This is a genomic window from Streptomyces sp. NPDC048612 (assembly GCF_043199295.1).
In the GTDB taxonomy this organism is placed as follows: Bacteria; Actinomycetota; Actinomycetes; order Streptomycetales; family Streptomycetaceae; genus Streptomyces.
On sequence record NZ_JBICVV010000032.1, the window covers coordinates 1 to 20967 of the forward strand.

General features: G+C 72.5%; 16 protein-coding genes and 1 pseudogene. 6 read left to right on the plus strand and 11 right to left on the minus strand.

Annotated elements, in window-relative coordinates; all coding sequences use genetic code 11:
- The first annotated feature begins 618 nt into the window (after nucleotides 1–618).
- The 3 genes from ACGFN2_RS32645 (at nucleotide 619) to ACGFN2_RS32655 (ending at nucleotide 4190) form a co-directional block, all read left to right on the plus strand.
- Entirely contained in the window at nucleotides 619–2421 is a 1803-nt protein-coding gene (locus tag ACGFN2_RS32645) for a M4 family metallopeptidase (protein WP_393366363.1), read from the plus strand.
- A gap of 126 nt (nucleotides 2422–2547) precedes the next feature.
- A complete protein-coding gene (locus tag ACGFN2_RS32650; protein ID WP_393366366.1) occupies nucleotides 2548–3747 on the plus strand; it encodes an MFS transporter in 1200 nt (399 codons plus the stop codon).
- A gap of 50 nt (nucleotides 3748–3797) precedes the next feature.
- A complete protein-coding gene (locus ACGFN2_RS32655; RefSeq protein ID WP_393366368.1) occupies nucleotides 3798–4190 on the plus strand; it encodes a DUF6578 domain-containing protein in 393 nt (130 codons plus the stop codon).
- Between the two features lie 82 nt (nucleotides 4191–4272).
- Here ACGFN2_RS32655 and ACGFN2_RS32660 read toward each other — a convergent pair whose 3' ends face one another.
- Entirely contained in the window at nucleotides 4273–5511 is a 1239-nt protein-coding gene (locus ACGFN2_RS32660; protein ID WP_393366370.1) for a cytochrome P450, read from the minus strand.
- Nucleotides 5512–5795: 284 nt separating this feature from the next.
- Here ACGFN2_RS32660 and ACGFN2_RS32665 point away from each other — a divergent pair.
- Nucleotides 5796–6355: pseudogene (locus tag ACGFN2_RS32665) on the plus strand (alpha/beta fold hydrolase).
- Between the two features lie 3 nt (nucleotides 6356–6358).
- Here the strand turns inward: ACGFN2_RS32665 and ACGFN2_RS32670 are convergent.
- The gene (locus tag ACGFN2_RS32670; protein ID WP_393366372.1) at nucleotides 6359–7027 is read right to left on the minus strand and encodes a TIGR03086 family metal-binding protein; all 669 of its coding nucleotides are present in this window, start codon (nucleotides 7025–7027) and stop codon (nucleotides 6359–6361) included.
- Nucleotides 7028–7079: 52 nt separating this feature from the next.
- Between ACGFN2_RS32670 and ACGFN2_RS32675 the strand changes: the two genes are divergently transcribed.
- Nucleotides 7080–7580, plus strand: a complete 501-nt coding sequence (locus ACGFN2_RS32675; protein WP_393366374.1) for a MarR family winged helix-turn-helix transcriptional regulator — start codon at nucleotides 7080–7082, stop codon at nucleotides 7578–7580.
- A gap of 99 nt (nucleotides 7581–7679) precedes the next feature.
- Here ACGFN2_RS32675 and ACGFN2_RS32680 read toward each other — a convergent pair whose 3' ends face one another.
- From ACGFN2_RS32680 to ACGFN2_RS32710, 7 genes are all read right to left on the minus strand, one after another.
- A complete protein-coding gene (locus ACGFN2_RS32680) occupies nucleotides 7680–7940 on the minus strand; it encodes a hypothetical protein (RefSeq protein ID WP_362609165.1) in 261 nt (86 codons plus the stop codon).
- Between the two features lie 143 nt (nucleotides 7941–8083).
- Nucleotides 8084–9406: an MFS transporter gene (locus ACGFN2_RS32685; protein ID WP_393366376.1), complete on the minus strand. Its 1323-nt coding sequence runs from the start codon at nucleotides 9404–9406 to the stop codon at nucleotides 8084–8086.
- On the minus strand, nucleotides 9403–10491 hold the full coding sequence (pdxA, locus tag ACGFN2_RS32690; RefSeq protein WP_393366378.1) for a 4-hydroxythreonine-4-phosphate dehydrogenase PdxA: 1089 nt from the start codon (nucleotides 10489–10491) through the stop codon (nucleotides 9403–9405). The genes ACGFN2_RS32685 and pdxA overlap by 4 nt, the downstream gene beginning before the upstream one ends.
- Nucleotides 10488–11804, minus strand: coding sequence for a four-carbon acid sugar kinase family protein (locus tag ACGFN2_RS32695; protein ID WP_362609170.1), 1317 nt, complete (start codon nucleotides 11802–11804; stop codon nucleotides 10488–10490). Before ACGFN2_RS32695 ends, pdxA begins: the two co-directional genes overlap by 4 nt.
- Before the next feature lie 112 nt (nucleotides 11805–11916).
- Nucleotides 11917–12729: a DeoR/GlpR family DNA-binding transcription regulator gene (locus ACGFN2_RS32700; RefSeq protein ID WP_362609172.1), complete on the minus strand. Its 813-nt coding sequence runs from the start codon at nucleotides 12727–12729 to the stop codon at nucleotides 11917–11919.
- A 187-nt stretch (nucleotides 12730–12916) separates the two neighbouring features.
- Entirely contained in the window at nucleotides 12917–13315 is a 399-nt protein-coding gene (locus ACGFN2_RS32705; protein ID WP_362609173.1) for an SHOCT domain-containing protein, read from the minus strand.
- 49 nt (nucleotides 13316–13364) lie between these two features.
- Nucleotides 13365–16091 (minus strand): SpoIIE family protein phosphatase, encoded by a 2727-nt coding sequence (locus ACGFN2_RS32710; RefSeq protein WP_393366381.1) that lies wholly within the window; start codon nucleotides 16089–16091, stop codon nucleotides 13365–13367.
- 461 nt (nucleotides 16092–16552) lie between these two features.
- Here ACGFN2_RS32710 and ACGFN2_RS32715 point away from each other — a divergent pair, with 461 nt between their 5' ends.
- On the plus strand, nucleotides 16553–16891 hold the full coding sequence (locus ACGFN2_RS32715) for a hypothetical protein (protein ID WP_362609177.1): 339 nt from the start codon (nucleotides 16553–16555) through the stop codon (nucleotides 16889–16891).
- A gap of 60 nt (nucleotides 16892–16951) precedes the next feature.
- On the opposite strand, the gene ACGFN2_RS32720 is transcribed toward ACGFN2_RS32715, so the two are convergent.
- Together ACGFN2_RS32720 and ACGFN2_RS32725 are read right to left on the minus strand one after the other, a co-directional pair.
- Nucleotides 16952–18409 (minus strand): APC family permease, encoded by a 1458-nt coding sequence (locus ACGFN2_RS32720; RefSeq protein WP_393366383.1) that lies wholly within the window; start codon nucleotides 18407–18409, stop codon nucleotides 16952–16954.
- 380 nt (nucleotides 18410–18789) lie between these two features.
- A complete protein-coding gene (locus tag ACGFN2_RS32725; RefSeq protein WP_362609180.1) occupies nucleotides 18790–20874 on the minus strand; it encodes a SpoIIE family protein phosphatase in 2085 nt (694 codons plus the stop codon).
- Between the last annotated feature and the right edge of the window lie 93 nt (nucleotides 20875–20967).

Here is a 20967-nt window from a genome sequence, read left to right on the forward strand (position 1 = left end):
GTATCGGGGCGACCCTCCGCCTTGCGATCGCACGCACCAGACGCCGCGGGGCCGCCCTTCGGGCGAACGACGGGAGTTTGACGACAGGCCCTAGGACGTCGCCCTGACCGCCGCCGGCCCCGCCCTGGCGGGCCCGGCACGCGCCACCGCGCCGTAGCGCCGGCTCCCCCGCACCTCTCGCCGCCCCCCGAGACGTAAAGCCTGACCCGCAGACCTGACCCGCAGGCCCGAGCGGCGATGCGGGTGACTCGACGCCCGTCAGCGCGGGCCGGATGACATGGGCCATCCGGCCCGCGCTGACGGCTGCCCGGAGCCGGCGGACCCGTCCCCGCCCGCCCCGGTAGCAGATCACATTTCCGCCCGCCTTCCGGGCAACCATTTCGCGCCACCCCATGTCTCCTCAGTTAGACCACAGTTGGTCACCTGTTGGCTACTTAAAGCTGACCAATTGTTAAATTTCGCCCATGGATCTCGATTCCTGATCATTTCTCTTTACATGCCCATGCCAGACATACCAGGGTTTGCGCGGGGCCCCGCGGCCCCCGCGGTGCACAACAGCACCGCGCGTACGGGCGGTTGGCGAGCCGACCGCCCCCGCAGCGCTAAGGACCCACATCAGTGCGTAGACCCCACATACGCAGACACCGCCTGGCCATCGCGGTCGCCGTGACGACGGCCGCCACCCTCACCGCGGGTGTGGCAGGCAGTGCCTCCGCGACCCCGCCGGCCTCGCCGGTGGCTGCTTCCTCCTCAACTCCCGCCTCCCAGAGGGCGGTTGATACGGCCCGTGCCGCCGCGTACGCGCACGGCGAGGCCACCGGAGTCAGCAAGAAGGACACCCTCGAAGCCACCGACACGCTCGTCGACCCGGACGGCCGGCAGCATGTCCGCTTCATCCGGACCCACCGCGGCATGCCGGTGCTCGGCGGCGACCTCGTCGTCCACCTGACCGCCAAGTCGGCGTACGAGGGGGTGACCCGGGCCTTCCCTCACCAGGTCGACATGAGCGGCACCAAGCCGAAGCTGTCGGCCGGGGAGGCCCGGACGAAGGCCGCCGCCGTGGGCAAGGGCGAGGCCGGCGACGCCGAACTCGTCGTGGACGCGCGCAACGGCCGTACCAAGCTGGCCTATCAGGTGCAGGTGTCGGACAGCCGGACCGCCGAGTCCGGTGGCACCCGTACGGTCGTCCTCGACGCGGCGTCCGGCACGGTGCTCAGCAACGTCCAGGCCGACGACTCGTTCCTGTCCCCCGGCCTCCAGCGCAAGCTGCGCGCGCGGGGTGAGCGGCTCAACCCCGCGACCGGGCTGTTCACTCCCGCCGCACCCGTCACGGAGAAGGCGGCGAAGCCCGGCTACCCGGCCGCGGCCAAGGGCACCGGCGCGTCCTTCTTCGTCGGCAGTGTGCCGCTGTCCACCACCCGGACCGGGAAGAAGTCCTACGTCCTCAAGGACTCCACCCGCGGCAACACCGAGACCCGGGACGCCCGCGACAAGGAACTGGACAAGTTCAGCAGCGGCAAGCCGTTCACCAGCACCACCAACCGCTGGGGCAACGGCACCACGAGCAACCGGGCGACCGCCGCCGTCGACGCCCAGTACGGCGTCGCCAGCACCCTCGACTTCTACAAGAAGACCTTCGGCCGCAAGGGCATCAAGAACGACGGCCGCGGGGCGCGTGCCCTGGTGCACTTCGGCAAGAAGGTCGGCAACGCCTTCTGGTCGCCCAGCTGCGGCTGCATGCTCTACGGCGACGGTGACGGCCGGACGTTCGCCAAGCCGCTGGTCGTCCTGGACGTCACCGGCCATGAGCTGTCCCACGGCGTCGTCGACGCGACCGCCAACCTCCAGCCCACCCGGGTGGACATCGAGGGCAACCAGTTCGGCGAGCCCGGCTCGCTGAACGAGTCGCTGGCGGACATCTTCGGCAGCGCGGTCGAATTCGCGACCAACAACCCGAAGAACCCGCCGAACTACCTGCTGGGCGAGAAGCTGGGCCTCGACCAGAAGTTCCTGCGCCGTCTGGACAAGCCGTCCCTCGACAAGCTCGAAGGCGCGGTCGACTACTGGTCGAAGGCGTCCTACGACACCGAGGTGCACGCCGGTTCCGGTGTCTCCTCGCACGCCTACTACCTGCTCGCCGAGGGCAGCGGCAAGAAGACCATCGGCGGTGTCACCTACAACTCGCCGACCTACGACCGCTCCAAGGTGACCGGCATCGGCCGGAGCAAGGCCACAGCGATCTTCTACCGGGCGCTCACCCGGTACATGGTCTCCACGACCGACTTCCACGACGCCCGGGTCGCGACCCTGCGCGCGGCCAAGGACCTGTACGGCGCCAAGAGCACCGCGTACAAGACCGTGGACAAGGCCTGGGCGGCCGTGAACGTGAAGGCGTCCAACACGCCCTCCGCCAAGCACTGATCCGCCCCGCACCGGACACAGCGTGGCGCCCCCGCCGACCGCGGGGGCGCCACGCCCGTCCGTTTCCGGCCCTGGTCCCTCCAGTGGACCTCGACGGCACGGCCGCGGAAGCCTACGTTTGAGGCCATGATCATCGATCGCACCGGCGGGCCCCGGCGGCTCGGCTATCCGGCGGCGGCAGGCGTGTTCGCCGTCGGCATGGCCGGGACGACGCTGCCCACCCCGCTGTACGGGCTCTACCGCGCCCAGCTCGGGTTCTCCGAGCTGATGGTGACCGTGGTCTTCGCCGTGTACGCCCTCGGGGTGATCACGGTCCTGCTCCTGGCCGGCAATGTCTCCGACGAGGTCGGGCGGCGGCCGGTGTTGCTGTGCGCGCTGGGTCTGTCGGCGGCCAGCGCGCTGTGTTTCCTCTTCGAGGGCGGGCTGCCGATGCTGCTGCTGGGGCGGGTGCTGTCCGGCTTCGCCGCCGGGCTGTTCAGCGGCGCCGCCACGGCGGCCGTGCTGGAACTCGCCCGGCCCGGCCAGGAAGCGCATGCGGGGTTCGCCGCCACCGCCGCGAACATGGGCGGCCTCGGCTGCGGCCCGCTGCTGTCCGGGCTGCTGGCCCAGTACGCGCCATGGCCGCTGGCCCTGCCGTTCCTGGTCCATCTCCTGCTGCTGGCCGGGGCGGCCGTGGTGACCTGGTTCCTGCCGGAGACCGTCCGCTCTCCGCACCGCCCCCGGAGGCTGCGGCCCCAGGGCCTTCGGCTCCCGCCCGAAGTGCGGGGTGTCTTCGCCCCGTCGGCCGTCGCCGCGTTCGCCGGCTTCTCCCTCCTGGGGCTGTTCACCGCGGTCGCGCCGAGCTTCGTCGGGGAGACGCTCGGGGTGCACAACCTGGCCGTTGCCGGACTGATCGTCTTCACCGTGTTCCTGGGCTCCACCGCCGGGCAGTCCCTGACGGCACGGGTCGGCGTCCGCAAGGCGCTGCCGGGCGGCTGTCTGGTGCTGGTGCTGGGCCTGTCGCTGGTGGCCACCTCGCTGGCCCTGACCTCGCTGCCGCTGCTGGTCATCGGCGCGGTGTGCGGCGGCGTCGGCCAGGGCCTGGCGTTCCGGGCCGGGCTCACCGCCGTGGGCCACGCCGCGCCGCCCGAGCACCGCGGCGGCACCATCTCGGCCTTCTTCCTCGTCGCCTACCTCGGCATCTCGCTGCCGGTGGTCGGGGTCGGCGCGCTCGCGCAGGCGCTCGGCCTGCGCGACGCGGGCCTGGCCTTCTCCGCCTGTGTCATCGCGCTCACCGTCACCGTCGGCCTCTATGTCCTGCGGCACCCGCCGGCCGAGGAGGCCTGAAGGCGGCGGAGCCCGTGCCGCCGGCGTACCCCTCCGGGCAGAATCACGGTATGAACCTCACGGTCTGGCTCGACGACTGGCAAATGCAGTGCTGCGGCGACCCGTTCGACATCGGCTCCGAGGTGTCGTGGACGCTGATCGACCCCGACAAGGAGTGGCTGGCGGACGTCCTCGGCGCCGGGACCGCCGCCACGGTGGACGCCGCCGAGGATCACCATGTCGACGCTCCTGAGGGCGCCGCCCCCACGGTCGCCACCGTCACCGCCATCAGCGCGGTGCACTGCCGGTACGCGCCCCGTCCCGGCGAACCGGAGGGGACGCGGTACGTGGTGCCGGATTCGGGCACGCTCACCGCCCTGACGTCCGCGAGGCGCTGGGTGGCCGCCCGTGACGGCCGGGAGTTCGTCGGCTATCTCGTCGGACTCGACGTGGCCGGGCAGTGAGGCCGTCGGCCGGACCGGGGCCTCGCTCCCGTCCGGCACGGAAGAGGTGACGGCGGCACGGCGGGTGTGACACCTCGTCACCTCAGGCCCGCACGGCTCCCTCGTCCACCGGCCTCAGCCGCACCCGCAGCCGCTCCGGTCCCCGGGTGAAGACCCCGGCGTCGGCGGGCGCCGCGCCCGCCGCGAGGTCCATCGCGGGAAACGCGTCGAGCAACTGCCGGGCCGCCACCTCCACCTCGGTCTTCGCCAGCAGCGCGCCCACGCAGAAGTGCCGGCCGAGCGCGAAGGCGACGTGGTCGGCGGCGGCGCTGAAGGCGGTGGCGGGTGTCAGATCGGCGCGGTGGATGTCGAAGGTGTCGGGCCGGGTGTACTGGAGCTCATCGCGGTTCGCGGCGCCGATCAGACAGGTGACGGTGGCTCCCGCGGGGACGGTGCCGCCGCCGAGGGTCACGTCGGCGGCCGGCTGCCGCATGATCATCTGGACCGGCGGGGTGTAGCGCAAGGATTCCGCGAAGGCCGCGGGGATCAGCGACCGGTCGTCGCGTACCGCGGCGAACTGGTCCGGGTGGGCCAGCAGATTGCGGAACAGGGCCGCGAGAGCCTTGTCCGTGGTCTCGCCGCCGGCGGCGAGCAGCAGGCTGACGAACGACGTGATGTCCTGGTCGTTCATCCGGATGCCGTCGACCTCGGCGGTGCAGAGCGTGGAGAGCAGATCGTCGCCGGGGGCGGCCCGCCGCTCGTGGAGGACGGGGCACAGGTAGGCGGCGAGCTCCTGGCCGGCGCGCCGGCCGGCGTCCGCGACCGCGGGGTCCTGCGCGAGGTTGGCCAGGAAGCCGACGACGGAGCCGTACCAGTCGTGGAAGCGGTCGTGGTCGGCCCGGTCCAGCCCGAGCAGGTCGACGATCACGTTGACCGGGAAGCGGGTCGCGAACCGCGCCACGAGATCGGCCTCCGCCGCGTCGCGGAAGGTGTCGATCAGCTCCCGAGCGTTGCGCTCGATGACCGGCAGGAACTTCTCCCGCAGCTCCCGGCCCCGGAAGGCGGGGGCCACCAGCGCCCGGCGCACGGCGTGCTCACGGCCGCTCATCTGGGGCAGGGTCCGGCCGCCGTGCGCCGGTTCGAGCTGCCACGCGTAGTTGTCGGTGGTGAACACCGGATCGCGGAAGGCCCGTGCCACGTCCTCGTACCGCGAGACCAGATAGCTGCCGGTGCCCGGGTCGTGGAACAGCGGGTAGTGCGTGCGCAGGACGCGGTACGCGGGGTAGGGGTCCGCCGCGAACTCCGGGGACAGGATGTCGGGCGGCTGCGGGCGGGTGGTCACCACACGTCCTCGGCTTCCGTGGGCGGACATCGGGCCCGGACGACGGTGGCACGGGCGGCTGTTGACGCTAGGGCACGGCCCCGTACCCGTCCAGAGCGCACCGGCCACCCGGATGGTGGGCCGCCGTCACTCCCCTGCCTCTCCGGACACGCCCCCATGGCGCGGGCCGGAAACGCTGGGAGCCGCACGCCGCCCCCTCCCGCCCCCTCCCGCCCCTCCCCGGCGCCACCCCCCGGCCCGCCTCCCGTACTCCGGCTGAACGAGAGAAAAGGACCGACCACCTCATGGGCACCCTCACCACGACCGACGGCACGGAGATCTTCTACAAGGACTGGGGAACCGGCCGACCCGTCGTGTTCAGCGCTGGTCGGGCACTCCACCGGCGGCGGTGAGGTGGCCCGCTACATCGGAAGGCACGGCACCGGCCGGGTGTCCGGGGCGGTGCTGCTGAGCGCGGTCCCGCCGCTGATGCTCAAGACCGAGGCGAACCCGGAGGGGCTGGCGCGCGAGGTCTTCGACGGCATCCGGGCCGGTGTCGCCGGCGACCGCTCGCAGTTCTACCGGGACCTCAGCGAGCCCTTCTACGGTGCCAACCGGAACGGGTCCGCCGTCTCCCGGGGTGTCCGCGACGCCTTCTGGATGTGGAGCATTCGACGTCCCGACCCTGATCATCCATGGTGACGACGACCAGATCGTGCCGCTCGTGGCCGCCGGCCAGAAGTCGGCGAAGCTGGTGCCGGGCGCCACGCTCAAGATCTACCCGGGCGCACCGCACGGCCTCACGGCGGTCGGCTCGTACAAGGACGACTTCCACGCCGATCTGCTGGCCTTCCTCCAGAGCTGATCCCTAGGACCTGCCGTCATCGGGCGTGCAGTGCTCCGGGCGGTGCCAGTGCGGGGAGCGGCCGAGCGCCGTCAGGATCTGCGTCAGGGTGTCCGCTTCCTCGCCGGCCGGCAGGCCGGGCCGGAAGGCGCTGTCCGGGGCGAGCCGGAAGTCGCCGTCCGGGACGGCGCGGGCTATCGGCAGGGCGGCCCGCAGGAGTTCGGCACCCGGGGCGTACGCGAGGTCCAGGGTGCGGGCGACGTCCCAGCCGTGCACCACGTAGTCGATGAGGTGGAAGCCGATCGCGCGGAGGGCGGGAAAGGTGCGGGTGGCGCTGAACTCGGGGAGGGCGCAGGCCTGATCCGGACGCTCCACTGCCGCGAAGGCGGCGAGGACGCCCTCGGCCGCGTCGGTGTACTCCCGGACGGGGTCCGCCCCGAGCGGCCGGACCGTCCATTGCGCCCGGTCCTGTCCCTTGCCCAGCGCCGCCGCCGCGAAGCCGTGGTGCTGGGCCGTCATATGGGCGAGCAGACCGGCCAGGGTCCATGCCGAGCAGGGTGTCGGCCGGGAGAGGTCGCCGGGGGTCACCCGGCGGATCAGGGTCACGCTGTCCCGGACCGCCCGGGCGTGGAGCCGCCGGAGGCGGGCGAAGTCGGTGTGCGCGGCGGACGCGTCCGCGATATTCGTAGGCATGTGCTTACGATCGGCTCAAGCACATGAATTGTCAACGGGTATTTTCTTGCCCATGACCGAGAACGCAGCCGACAGGGGAACCACATCCGGAGGGCGGCCGGCCCGTCCCGACCTGGCGGCGATGGTCGTCCCCCTGGGCCGTGCACTGATGGCGGCCGAGCAGCCGGTGCTGGACGCACACGGCCTGACGATGTGGGCCTACTCGGTCCTGCTGCACCTCGACGAGACCCCGATCCGCACGCAGGCCGCGCTGGCCGAGGCCATCCGGGCGGACAAGACCCGCATCATCGCCGTGCTGGACGATCTGGAGAAGCGGGGGCTGATCCGCCGTCAGCCAGACCCCGGGGACCGCCGGGTGCGGCTGCTGTCCCTCACCACCGAGGGACGGCGACTGCGGGACGCGGCCCAGGCCGCGATCCAGGAAGGGGAGGAACGACTACTCGCCCGGCTTCCGGCCGCCGATCGCGCCGTGCTCGTGCGGGCGCTGCAGACCCTGTCCGGGCTGCCGGAGCCGGCCCCACGGAAGCCCGGCCGGGGCGCGGGGCGGACCTGAGACGCGAACGGGCCGCGGAGCGCGGCCCGGACATGCCGCCGGTGCCGGCCGAACGGACCCGAGGTCGCGTCGGCCGGCACCGGCAGGAAGAGCTTTCGGTCAGCGACGACGGCCGTTGTCGTCGCCCCAGCCCCAGCCGCCCCTCTCGCAGCCCTCGCTGAAGACCGGGCCGACGTGGTCGAGCACACCCGCGGAGAGCCAGCAGGACGCGTGGTGGCCGTGGCCGTGGTGGTGCTTGTGGTGGTGGTGATGACGGTCCTTGCTGACCTTGCCCATGTTGCAGGCCAGGGCGGCGCTCGCACCGCCCATGACGATGGTGGTGGCCAGGGCGCTGGCTGCGATCGCGGCGCGGATGCGCATGTCTGCTCCTCGAGAGGATCAAAGGGGTAATTCGACCTTTTCAGGATTCACTTTCACGGAACCTCCCAAAACCCGACACGTCGTGGATTGGGCAAGTTGGAGTAAATGATCACCCCTCCTGACGGCCGCTCGGGCGAGGGCCCTCAGGAGCCTTCCGCCGGCTGCCCGGACAGCTGACGTTCACGTACGGGCCGGGTGCCGGTGCGCAGCCCCAGTGCCACCAGTGCCACGGCCATGGCGAGGAAGCCGGAGAGGACGGCGAAGCCGGTCAGGCTGGAGCCGGTGGCGTCGGTCAGCCAGCCGACCAGATAGGGACCGGCGAACCCGCCGAGGTTTCCCAGGGCGTTGATCAGGCCCATGGCCACGGCCACCACCTCGAAGCGCAGCAGCTGACCGGGGATCGCCCAGAACGGACCGTAGGGCGCGTAGACCGCGGCGGCCGTCACACAGAGCAGCAGCATCCGGGGCAGGGCGCCGTCCACGGCCTGCCCCAGCAGCAGTGCCACGATGCCGACGACGAGCGGGACGGCCACCGCCTGGCGCCGTCTGCCGGTGCGGTCGGACCAGACGGCGTTGGCGATCATCACGGCCAGGGCGACCGTGAACGGGATCGCGGTGAGCAGCCCGACCTCGGTGGACGACCCGCCGTGGGTCAGCTCCTTGATGACCGAGGGCAGCCACAGGTTGAAGCCGTAGAAGCCGGTGATCCAGAAGAAGTAGACCCCGATGAGGACGAGGACCGGCTTCTGCCGGACGGCGTCGAGGTACGAGCCGCTGCCCGCCGGCGGCTTCGCGGCCTCGTCGGCGGCGAGCGCCCGCGCCACGTGGTCGGCCTCGGCCCGGGAGATCCACCGGGCCCGGTCGGGGCGGTCGGAGACCGCGAACCACCAGACCACCGCCCACACCAGGGGCGGCACCCCTTGCAGCACCAGCACCCAGCGCCAGCTCGCGTGGTCGAGCATCCACCCCGACAGCGGCGCCATGAACACCGAGGAGAGCGGCAGGCAGGCCATCCACAGGGCGTTGGCACGGGCCCGCTCGCGCAGCGGGAACCACGAGGCGAGCAGGATGAGCACGGCCGGCCAGACACCGCCCTCGAAGAAGCCGAGCACGAACCGGGCCGCGTAGAACTGCGCCTTGGTCTGTACGAGACCGGACAGCGACGCGGCCAGCCCCCACGCCACCATGAGGAGGAGGACGGTCTTCCGCGCGCTCCAGCGCTGCGCGAGGACCGCGGCCGGGATCTGCAGGAAGACATAGCCGACGAAGAAGATGCCGCCGACCATCCCCTTGTCGGCGTTGGACAGCTCCAGCTCGCCGTGCATGTAGGGGAGGATGACGGAGACGTTGTTCCGGTCGAGGTACGCCAGCATGTACATGACCGCGGCGACCGGGATGACATACACCCAGCGCTTGGCAGGAACCGCGGCCAGGGCCGGCGGCGGGATCGGTCCGGTCTCCGTCACCGGCCGGCCTCCGTTCCGTACGCGGCCCGGATGCGGTCGGTGAAGCGGCTGAAGTCCGCGGCGGCGCGGAAGGCGGCGGCCATCGTGCCGTGCGAGGCGCGGCCGCTGCCCGCGATGTCGAAGGCGGTGCCGTGGTCGACGGAGGTCCGCAGGACCGGCAGGCCCACGGTGACGGACACCGTGCCGTCGAAGTCGACGGTCTTCGCGGGGATATGGCCCTGGTCGTGGAAGTGCGACAGCACTCCGTCGAAGCGCCCTTCGAGGCCCTGGTGGAAGACCGAGTCGGCGGGGATCGGCCCCACGACGCCGAGGCCCTCGGCGGCCGCCTTCTCGACCGCCGGGCGCAGCACGGTGACCTCCTCGTCTCCGAAGTGGCCGCCCTCGCCGCCGTGCGGATTGATCGCGGCGACGGCGAGCCGGGGCTCGTCGTGGCCGAAGACGCGCAGCGCGGTGGTGGCGTGCCGGACGGCGGCCGCGACCCGCTCCTCGGTGAGCTGGTCGAGCGCCGTGCGCAGCGAGACATGGCGGGTGGTGAAGAAGATCTTGAGGCCGCGGACCACGAACATGGTGTCGAAGTGTGCGGCGCCGGTGAGTTCGCCGAGCATCTCGGTGTGGCCGAGGTGCTGCGAACCGGCCGCCCAGATGGCCTCCTTGTTGATCGGCGCGGTGACGATCCCGTCCACCTCACCGGCCAGCGCGGCGCGGGTCGCGGCCTCGATCGCGGCCACGGCGGAGCGGCCCGCCACGGCGTCAACGGTGCCCCAGGGCAGGTCTGCGGGGGCGATACCGAGGTCGAGCACATCGATGGTGCCGGGCTCGAAGCGTGCCTCGCCGGGCGTGCCGACGGCGTTGACCTCGACGTCCAGGCCGCAGACGGCGACGGCGCGGCGCAGTACGGCGGCGTCACCGACGGCGAGCCCCCGGCCGAGTGCGCCGATGGCCGGGTCGGCGAGGGTGCGGGCGGTGATCTCGGGACCGATGCCGACGGGATCTCCGAGGGTGACGGCCAGGAGCGGCGGCGGGCCGCCGCCGTCCGGCCGGTGCCGGTCCGTCCGGGGGCCGGACGCGTGCTGAGGGTCGGTCATGGGAGCGCCTTTCGGGGTGCGGTGTTCAGGTCGTGCGCACGGAGGGGCCGGGGGCGTCGGGTGCAGACCGCGCGCAGGTGCTCCAGGCAGGCGCGCGCGGCGTCGGGACCGCCGATCAGGCCGCCCTTCGTCGCGAAGGGCAGTCCGTCGTGGGCGCCGCCGACCAGGTGTCCGGCGACGGCGAGCGGGAGCACCTCGGTCTCGATGGCGAAGCCGTCGGCGCCCAGGGCGGAGGTGACCGCCGCGGCGACGTCGCCGCCGGAGGCGTACAGCCCGCCGGGACACAGTTCGGTGACCGCCCGTCGGGCGATGTCGGCGAGCGCGCGCAGGATGCGGGCCGCGGCGTCCGGGTCGGGCACGGAAGCGGCCGCGCCCGGCGGCCCGGGGGCGACCCGGACGCCGAGCACCGCGGCCCCCTCCCCCGCCGCCGTGCGCAGTGCCGCCAGCACCCGGCCGGGGTCCGGGGCGGCGGGGTCGAGGTCGGCCCAGCGGGCGCCGAGCGCGGTTTCGGTACGGGCGAGCTGGGTGCGGGTGCGGTCCGTGCGGCTGCCGACGACCGCCAGGACGGGGGCGGGTGCGCCGCCCTGGGGCCGCAGGCCGAGTTCGGCGGCGAGGGCGGCCCCGAACGGTCCGGAGTCCAGTGCGACCCATCGGACGCCGTCCTCGGCGGCGAGGCGGGCCGCGGCCGCGGCGACCGTGCGCAGATGGGCGTTCTCGGTGGCGTCGCAGACCACGATGTCGGCCGGGCTCTCCCGCAGCGCCGCGGCCACCGCGCCGGGGCCCCGTTCCACCACGTCCAGCGCCAGTTCGCCGGTGCTGCGCCTGCTCTGCGCGCCCAGCACGGCCGCGACCCGCGCATCCCGGACGGGGTCGAAGGGGTCGTCGGCCACCGCCGTCCGGGTCAGCGGTACGCCGTCGACGAGGTGCAGACCGCCCACCGTGCTCCGGCCGGCGTCGGGGAAGGCGGGGACGGCCAGGGTCCGTATCCGGGCCGCGGGCTCGCGGGCGGCGAGGGCGTCGGCCACCGCGTCGAGTTCGCTGCCGGGGTTGCCGCGCAGGGTGGTGTCGACACGCTTGACGACGAGGGGCACCGTGCCCGTGGCCTCGGCGGCGGCCCGGACGGCCGCGTAGGCGCGGGCGGGGCTCCAGTGCCGCGAGGCAGTGTTGACGACGAGGACATCCACCCGGTCCGCGTAGCGCGCGGCCTGGGCGAGGTCGCCGACGGTGACGGCCCGGAGCCCGAGTCGCGCGTAGAGCGCGCCGGTCGCGTTGCTGCCGGTGAGGTCGTCTCCGATGACGAGCACCTGGGCCACCCGGTCTCCTCCCGTCGGCTTCGGTGCCGGCCTCGACCCCGAAGTGACCGAACCACGCATTATTTGTTGCGTGGTTCACGCAATTCAGGGTGGCCACTCGCCGAACGGGCTGTCAAGAGGTGTGCGTCGGGGCTCCGTCGACGGCGTCGCCGGGGCCCGCCACGGCCGGGTGCACCGACCATCCCGCGTCCGCGAACGCGGCCAGCTCCCGTTCCCCGCCCCCGGAGATCAGCCCCGTACCCGCCGGCATCGCCGCCCAGTAGGGGAAGCCCCCTCCCCCGCCGAGCTTGGAGTGGTCGGCGAGCACCCAGGAGCCCCGGGCGCACTCGGCCATCGTCTCCTTCAGCGCGGCCTGTTCCGGGTCCGGGCAGTTGATGCCGCGCCGGGGATCGAGCCCGTCGACGCCGAGGAAGGCGATGTCCGGGGTGAGCCGGCGCAGCGCCTGTTCGGTCCGGGTGCCCAGCAGCGACTCGTTGGGACGCCGCAGCCGGCCGCCGAGCACCACCACCTCCACCTCCGCGTCCGCCAACTCGACCAGGGTGGACAGGCCGTTGGTGACGACGGTGAGGTCGCGGCGGTCGCGCAGCCGGTGCGCCAGCCGGGCGGCCGTGGTCCCGGCGTCCAGGAGGACGACGTCACCGCTGCGGACCAGTGCGGCGGCGGTGCGGGCGATGGCGTCCTTCTCGTCCCGCTGTTCGCGTTCCTTGTCGTGCCAGGAGCGCTCCACCGCCCGGTGGTCGACCGCGCCGCCGTAGGTACGGGTGATCCGGCCCAGCGCGGCCAGTGTCGCCAGGTCGCGGCGGACGGTGGACAGCGAGACGTCGAACTCCGCCGCGAGGTCGTGCACGCTGATGTCGCCGGCGCCGAGCAGCTCCACCATCCGCTCGCGCCGGCGCCGGGTGGCCGAGCGTTCCCCACTGGTCACTTCACTGCCCGCCTCTGCCTGCTGTCGTCTGCCAGGAGCCCTTGAGGGACGGTTCGGCCCTCTGGGGGCACTTCTCAAGTTGCGTGTTTCGCGCAATTCGAGGTTAGCAGTCGGGCAGGCAGCGGCGGGCGCCTCCGCGGGCCGCGGTGGGGTGCGGCGCGGCCGGGAGCGGTGAGGCGAGGTGCGGTCAGGCGAGCACCTTCGCCTTGGCCTTCTGGTACTCCTCCTCCGTGATGTCGCCGTGGTTCTTCAGGTCGGCGAGCTTCGCCAGCTGGTCGGCGTGCCCGCCCGTCTCGTCACCGGCCGCGACGGTCTTCCGGAGATAGTCCTGCATCTGCTTCTGCTGCCGCTCGGCCTGGGCGATCTCCCGCTCGCTCATCCCGTGGCCACGCGCGATCACGTAGATGAAGACACCCACGAAGGGCAGCACGATCACCAGGACCAGCCATCCGGTCTTGCCCCAGCCCTTGAGGTCATGGCTGCGGAAGATGTCGCCGATGATGCGGAACAGCAGGATCAGCCACATGACCCAGAGAAAGATCAGGCACATCGTCCAGAACGCGTTGAGCAGCGGGTAGTCGTCCATCTCGGCCTCCTATGGCGCTGGGAGCCCCCGAGCTCATCCATCCATCAGCTCAAGGATCGTCGCCGTCGGCCTCCACCGCGACCACATCCAGGCCGCTGAGGGCCTGTTCCGTCCAGATCACCTTGCCGCCGGTCGTGTAGCGGGTTCCCCACCGTTCGGCCAATTGGGCGACCAGGAAGAGGCCGCGGCCGCCCTCGTCCGTGGTGGCGGCCTGCCGCAGATGCGGTGAGGTACTGCTGCGGTCGGAGACCTCACAGATCAGCGAGGAGTCCCGGATCAGCCGTACCCGGATGGGACCGGCGGCGTACCGGATGGAGTTGGTGACCAGCTCGCTGAGGATCAGCTCGGCGGTGAACGCCTCCTCCGCCAAGCCCCACTCGATCAGCTTGCGGACCGCCGCGGCCCTTATCTGACCCACCGCCGAGGGGTCGGGCGGCACGTCCCAGTCGGCGACATGCGCGGTGTCCAGGACCCGGGTGCGGGCGACGAGCAGCGCGATGTCATCGCTGGGCCGGTCCGGGAGCAGCGCGCTCAGCGCGGCCTCGCAGGTCTCGTCCGGTGTGCGGCCGGGGTGGTCGGCCAGGGTGCGGCTGAGCAGCGCCATGCCCTCGTCGAGGTCCCGGTTCCGGTCCTCGACGAGGCCGTCGGTGAAGAGCACCAGACGGCTCTCCTCGGGCAGTTGCCGCTGCCAGGTCTCGAAGGGCAGGCCGCCGAGCCCGAGGGGCGGACCGCCGGGCACGTCGGCGACCTCGGCGGTGCCGTCCGGCTGCAGCAGCACGGGCTGGACGTGCCCGGCGCGCGCCATGGTGCAGTGTCCGGAGGCCGGGTCGTAGATGGCGTAGAGGCAGGTGGCTCCGGTGACCGAGCCCTCCTCCTCGGCGCCCTCGTCCTGGTCGATACGGGTCACCAGCTCGTCGAGGTGCCAGAGGATCTCGTCGGGCGGCAGGTCCAGGTTGGCGAAGTTGTGGACGGCGGTGCGCAGCCGGCCCATGGTGGCGGCGGCGTGCAGTCCGTGCCCGACGACGTCGCCGACGACGAGCGCCACCCGGGCGCCGGGCAGCGGGATGATGTCGAACCAGTCGCCGCCGACGCCGCCGAGCCCGCCGAGTCCGGCCTGGGCGGGCAGATAGCGGTAGGCGGCCTCGACGGCGTTCTGCTCCGGGAGGGCGCGCGGCAGCAGGCTGCGCTGCAGGGTGACCGCCATGGTGTGCTCACGGGTGTAGCGGCGGGCGTTGTCGATGCTCACCGCGGCGCGGGCGACCAGCTCCTCGGCGACCGAGAGGTCCTCCTCCTCGAAGGGCTCGGGCTCGTTCGAGCGCCAGAAGATGGCCACGCCCAGGATGACGCCGCGGGCACGCAGCGGCACCGCGATCCGTGAGTGGATGCCGTGCTGGACGATCCTCCTGGCCCGTTCGGGACTCTGCAGATGCCAGCCGCCGAACGCCGTCAGATCGGCGTCCAGCGCCGCCTTGCCGCTGGCGAGGCCCGCGCCGAGGGCGGTGGCCGGCTCGAAGCGGATCAGCTTGCCGACAGGGTAGAGGCCGCTGTCCGGCGGGGCGCCGCGGGCGGCTATCCGCCGCATCTCCAGGGCCGCGCCGCCGGGGGGCGCCGGCTCCTCGCCGAGCAGCACGTCCTCGGCCAGGTCCACCGTGACGATGTCGGCGAAGCGGGTGGCGCCGAAGCCCGCGAGCTCCTCGCAGGTGTGCACCACGTCGAGGGTGGTGCCGATCTCGGTGCCGGCGTCGTAGAGGAGCTTCAGACGGCCGCGGGCCACATCGGCCCGGCCGGTCAGGGCGCGGAGCTCGGTGGTGTCCCGCAGGGTGGTGACGCTGCCGGGCGGTCCGCCGGCCTGCTCCGTCGAGCGCTGGTTGACGGCCAGCAGCCGGTCGCCGACCGGGTGGACCTCGTCGGTGACGACCCGGCCGGAGGCCAGCAGGTGGGCGGTGGCGGGGTCGAGCCCGAGGTCGGCGATCTGGCGCCCTTCGACGTCCGGCGGCAGGCCGAGCAGCCGGCGCGCCTCGTCGTTGGCGAGCAGCAGACAGCCGTCGCCGCCCACGATGATCACGCCTTCGCGTACCGCGTGCAGAACGGCGTCGTGGTGCTCGTACATCCGGGTCATCTCGGCCGGGCCGAGCCCGTGGGTCTGACGCCGCAGTCGCCTGCTGACCAGCGCGGTCCCGCCGGTGGTGAGCAGCAGGACGCCGGCCGCCGCGCCGAACAGCAGCGGGAACTGGTCGTCGACGACCCCGCTCACGCGGTTGACGGTGATCCCGGCCGAGACCAGCCCGATGACCTTTCCCTTGTCCGGGCCGCTGTGGCCGACGACCGGCACCACGGCCTGGACGAGCGGGCCGATGGTGCCGGTGATCTTCTCGGTGACCACCCGGCCGGCCAGCGCAGGCTGCAGGGTGCCGACGAACTTCTTGCCGATGCGGTTGGTGATGGGGTGGGTGTAGCGGATGCCCTGGGTGTTCATCACGACGATGAAGTCGACCTCGGAGCGCTTTCGGGCGGCCTCCGCCCGTGGCTGGAGCACGAGGGTCGGGTCGGCGCTCTTCAGCGCCTCCTCGATGCCCGGCGCGTTCGCGAAGGCCTCAGCGACGGCGACGGACCTGTTGCGGGCCTCGCGGTCCGCGTCGGACCGGGATTGCAGCACGAGTGCGGCAATGGCGGCGGCGACGAGCAACACCACGATCGCCACCTGCAGGAGAAAGACCTGACCTGCGACAGTTCGCATCCTGAGAACCGAACGCGGGCGGCCGTAGCGTCCGGCCATGTCCTCTTTCTACACCTCCCGCATACGGTGGGCGAGCCGCGCGATGCGGAGCGCAGCAGCCACCAGGGCATGTCCGCGAGGTCCCGCCTGGCCGGGCGGGCTCACGACTTGTCCGAGGATGATCCCGTGATCCGCGGCCGGGCGCCAGAGGGCGGGAAGACCCCCCGGTAGGTTCTCCTGCTGCGCACATGCGAACCTCTCCGACTAAGGGGACATACCCGGCGACGACCGGGCGCCACACCATCCGGAACAAATCGCCCAGGGCGCCGGAGGTTCATGTAACTCTTCCCACAGGCCCGGCCGCTTGTCCGAGCGGGCTCTGCCGGTCGGGTGAGCCGAGCACCGGCGCAACGTGCCTGGTCAGCCCGGCTCACCGGGACTCCGGAGCCGCCTGGGGAGTCGCGCCGGGGGCACCCCTGTCGCCTCGGGGGCGGCCGGAACGGTATGAGACGTTCGTGGGCATGCATGTTCCCGAGGAGATCCAAGCCGAGGCGGCCGCGCTCATCGACCACCACGCGCTCGGACAGTGGAAGCCGAACGATGCCGACCGGCGTGCCGCCGTGGCGTTGTTCCACTTCCTGGAGACCGGTCTGCCCCTCACGGGCGAGCAGATCCGGTCCGCCCTCGCGCACCCGGCACCGGCCGCCGAGATGAACGAGCGGCTGCGGGAGCTGCTGCGGGGCACCGCCGGCCTGCTCGACGACCCGGCACAGGCCGAGGGTCCCGCCGGGCGGGACGCCGTCGACCACGTGTGCCTCCTCCTGGACGCGCTGGCGCTCTCCCGGCTCACCGGCCGGTAAACGGCGAGGCCCGCCCGGGCGCGAGGCGCCGGGCGGGCGGTTCTACGGGCCGTAGCGGCCCTATGCGGGAAGCGAGGCGGGGGCGGTCTCCTCGGCGGGGGCCTGCTCGTCCTCGGGGACCGAGATCACCCAGTGGGTGTCCTGGCGGGGGCGGAGATAGCCCACCCAGTACAGCGCGGCGGCGGCCACGATGACGCCGGTGATCACCAGGCTCTTGGTGCTCTGCTGGTAGAGCACCCACGCCAGCACCACGATCAGCAGCGCCGGGATCGTCGGCCACAGCGGCATCCGCCAGGCCGGGCGGTGCTTGTGCGCGCCACGGCGGGACACCAGAGCGCCCAGGGCGACGAAGACGTACATCGCGGCGACGGCCACGCCGGTGACCTCGCTCAGGGTGTCGAGGTTGACGAAGCACAGCGCCGCGCCGGGGACGCCGACCGCGAGGGTGGCGGCCCAGGGGGAGCCGAAGCGCCGGCCGACGTGCGAGAAGACGCGGTTGACGGCGGTCGGCCAGGCCGCGTCGCGGGCCGAGGAGAAGACCACCCGGGAGTTCTGGATGACCATCACGATCGCCGCGTTGATGATCGCCAGGGCGATGCAGAGGCTGACGAAGGTGCCGACGCCCGAGTTGCTCCACTCCTGCACCATGCCGGCGACGTCACCGGCGCCCAGCGTCTTCAGGTCGGGGGCGCCCAGCGTGATCGCGACCACCGGGATCAGGACGACGGCCGCACCGATGGCAAGGGTCCACAGCACGGTGCGGGAGACGTTGCGGCGCGGGTTCTCCATCTCCTCGGCGAGGTACACGGCGGTGGAGAAGCCCTGGAGGATGAAGAGCGCGGTGGCCAGTCCGGTCACGATGAGCCCGGCGGTGACGGCGGTGCTGTGTCCGTTCCCGGCGTCGATCACGGGGTGCACGAGCACGGAAGCCGAGCGCTGGGTGTGGGTGAAGCCGAGGAAGGCGACGACCGCGCAGGCCACGACTTCGAGGACCAGGAAGATGCCGGTGATCCAGGCGTTGGCGCGCAGGTCGAGCAGGCCCATCGCGGTGGCCAGCAGCATCACGGCGGCGGCGGTGAGCTGCGGATCGAGTCGCACGATCGGCGCCAGATAGTCGGCTGTCCCCAGGGCGATGATGGGCGGCACGATCATGACGACGATCAGCGAGAGTATGAAAACCAGCCACCCGGCGAGGCGGCCCATGAGCGTGCCGACCATGGCGTACTCGCCGCCGGAGCTCGGGATCAGCGTGCCCAGCTCGGAGTAGGTGAAGGCCACGCCGATACAGAGCAGGGCCGCGACGGCGATGGTGAGTGCGGTGCCCGTGCCCAGGCCTGCGAAGGAGTCCGGCACGATCACGAAGAGCGAGGACGCCGGGGTCAGACAGGACAGCGTGAGCAGGGTGCCGCCGACCACACCGATCGACCGGGTGAGTTTGGGGGTGTTGGGGGCGTCCCCCTCCGTCGCGCTACGGGTGTCCCGCTCAGGTGCTGCGGAGGCAACAGGCGTGTAGGGCATATCGGTATCCGTATCCCATCGGTGCTGGCGGCAGGAGGGGTGGCACTACGGGGGAAGAGCGCCGCAAGGCGGTGCGGACCCGGATCTCCACGGGCCCCGCTCCGGTGACCGAATACAACCCCTGCCGACGACTCACGTCAAGGTCTCGTTAAGGCCCGTTGGCAACGAAATCCGTAGCGTTGACGGGCCTCCGGGGACGCTTACTCATGATCCATCGCGGAAATCGAGCGGATTCCGCGGCCCGGTCGGGCGGTCCGAATTCTCCGCGGGCACCGCCCGATCCGCAGCCGGGCCCGCCGGTCCCGCCGTGAACCGATGGGCGTCGTGCCGGTCCGGCCGCGCCTCCGCCGCCCCGCCGTCAGTCCCCGACCGCCCCGCGGTCAGTCCTCGTGTGCGTGCACCCGGGCGATGAGCAGCGCGACATCGTCGTGGTCGTGCTCCTCGCGCAGGGCGCCCAGGAGGCGGTCGCAGAGAACCTCCAGGTCGTGCTGGGGCTCGGCCAGCAGTTCCAGCAGGGTGTCCAGGCGGGCGTCGATGGGCTGGTCCCGGGTCTCGATCAACCCGTCGGTGTAGAGCACCAGTTGGTCGTCCTCGCGGAGCGGCACCGTGGTCTGCTCGAAGGGGACGCCGCCGACCCCGAGCGGGGCGCCGGTGGGCAGGTCGAGGAGTTCGGGCGCCCGGTCCGGCCGTACGACGACCGGGGGCAGATGCCCGGCGACGGCGATCCTGCACTCCATGCGGTGCGGGTCGTACACCGCGTACAGGCAGGTGGCGAAGGCCGGGTCGAGGCCGACCGCGATGTGGTCGAGGTGGCGGAGCACTTCGGCGGGGTCGAGGTCGAGGTCGGCCAGGGCGCGGGCGGTGGTGCGCAGCTGGCCCATGGTGGCGGCGGCGTTGATGCCGCTGCCCATCACGTCGCCGACCACCAGCGCGGTCTTGCCGCCGGCCACCGGGATGGCGTCGAACCAGTCGCCGCCGACCTCGCTGGCCGCCTGGGCCGGCTGGTAGCGGTAGGCGATCTCCATGGCCGTGGGCTGCGGCGGCCGGTGGTTCATCAGATGGCGCTGGAGGGTGAGCGCGGTGCGGCGTTCGCTCTGGTACGAGCGGGCGTTGTCGATGCACACCGCGGCCCGCGCGGACAGTTCGACGGCGAGCACCGCGTCGTCCTCGTCGAACGGCTCCGGGTTGCGGACGCGGTAGAGCGACAGCGCGCCGAGGACCTCGCCCCGGGCGATCAGCGGCACGGCGAGGTAGGAGTGCAGCCCGGCCTTGCCGAGGAGCGCGGCGCCCTGCGGGTCGGCGGCGATGTGCGGCAGGTCGTCCGCGCTCACCCGGGGGACGAGCACCGGACGGGCCTCGGTCACACACCGGGTGATCAGCCGGTCGGCCTCGTAGGAGGCGATCTGGCCGGTGGGGTCGGCGGCCCGCTCGGCCTCGGTGGAGTAGGCCGCGGACACGGCGAGCGCACGGAAGCGGGCCGGGCCGCCGCGGGACAGCGAGGTCGGGCGGCGGCCGTCCAGTACGGCGTCGAGGACGTCGACCGCGGCCATGTCCGCCAGTTCGGGCACGATGACATCGGCCAGCTCGTGGGCGGTCTGGTCGACGTCGAGGGTGGTACCGACGGTGGCGGAGGCGTCGGCGATGACGGCCAGCCGCCGGCGGGCGCGGGCGGCCTCGGTGGCGGACCGGTGCTGCTCGGTGACGTCCACGACGGAGGTGGCGAGTCCCAGCACCCGGCCGTGGGCGTCCTCCAGCCGGTAGTACGACACCGACCAGGCGCGGTCGGCGTGGGGGTCGGCGGCGGTGCGGCCGACGGTGAACTGGTCGAGCAGGGGCGTACCGGTGTCGAGCACCTCGCGCATGCTGCCGGCTATGGAGTCGGCGTCCAGGAAGGACAGCGCCTCCCGGACGTCGCGGCCGATGTGCTGGTCGGCGGGGAGGTCGTTGATGCGTTCCAGCGCCGGGTTGACCATCACGAAGCGCAGTGAGGTGTCCAGGACCGCCAGGCCGATCGGCGACTGGGCCACCAGACGGACGGACAGCGCCAGATCCCGTTCCACGCGGCGCAGCACGGTCTGGTCGGTGGCGATGCCGAGGGCGTAGGACTCACCGCGCTCGTCCAGCAGCCGCATGTTGCGGAACTCGACGAGCCGGGTACTGCCGTCCTTGTGCTGCACCGGGAAGACTCCGGCCCAGCTCTCGCCACCCGCCATGACCTGGGTGAACAACCCCAGCACCAGATCGAAGTGCTCCGGTCCGACCAGCAGCTGGGCGGCGGGCAGGCCGAGCGCCTCCTGTGCGGTCCAGCCGAACAGCGCCTCGGCCTGGGGGCTCCACAGGGTGATCCGTCCGTCCGCGTCCAGCATCACCGCGGCCACGCCCAGGATGTCCAGCAGGCCGCCGGGCTGCCCCGGTGTGGCCCCTACTTGGGCAGCACCTTCGGGGAACGCGTCGGTCGCACCCATCCAGGCACTCCTTCCGCCGGTCATCGCAGACCGACAGCCGTGGCGCTCTCCGTACATCGGCCGGTTCTCGCTGTGCTTCCGTTGCTCCCCATC

What these genes read in the sequence shown, in the direction of transcription:
- ACGFN2_RS32650 (WP_393366366.1), top strand. Translation starts at nt 2,548, where the DNA reads ATGATCATCGATCGCACCGGCGGGCCCCGGCGGCTCGGCTATCCGGCG.
- ACGFN2_RS32655 (WP_393366368.1), top strand. Translation starts at nt 3,798, where the DNA reads ATGAACCTCACGGTCTGGCTCGACGACTGGCAAATGCAGTGCTGCGGC.
- ACGFN2_RS32670 (WP_393366372.1), bottom strand. Translation starts at nt 7,027, where the DNA reads ATGCCTACGAATATCGCGGACGCGTCCGCCGCGCACACCGACTTCGCC.
- ACGFN2_RS32675 (WP_393366374.1), top strand. Translation starts at nt 7,080, where the DNA reads ATGACCGAGAACGCAGCCGACAGGGGAACCACATCCGGAGGGCGGCCG.
- ACGFN2_RS32680 (WP_362609165.1), bottom strand. Translation starts at nt 7,940, where the DNA reads ATGCGCATCCGCGCCGCGATCGCAGCCAGCGCCCTGGCCACCACCATC.
- pdxA (WP_393366378.1), bottom strand. Translation starts at nt 10,491, where the DNA reads ATGACCGACCCTCAGCACGCGTCCGGCCCCCGGACGGACCGGCACCGG.
- ACGFN2_RS32705 (WP_362609173.1), bottom strand. Translation starts at nt 13,315, where the DNA reads ATGGACGACTACCCGCTGCTCAACGCGTTCTGGACGATGTGCCTGATC.
- ACGFN2_RS32710 (WP_393366381.1), bottom strand. Translation starts at nt 16,091, where the DNA reads ATGGCCGGACGCTACGGCCGCCCGCGTTCGGTTCTCAGGATGCGAACT.
- ACGFN2_RS32715 (WP_362609177.1), top strand. Translation starts at nt 16,553, where the DNA reads ATGCATGTTCCCGAGGAGATCCAAGCCGAGGCGGCCGCGCTCATCGAC.
- ACGFN2_RS32720 (WP_393366383.1), bottom strand. Translation starts at nt 18,409, where the DNA reads ATGCCCTACACGCCTGTTGCCTCCGCAGCACCTGAGCGGGACACCCGT.
- ACGFN2_RS32725 (WP_362609180.1), bottom strand. Translation starts at nt 20,874, where the DNA reads ATGGGTGCGACCGACGCGTTCCCCGAAGGTGCTGCCCAAGTAGGGGCC.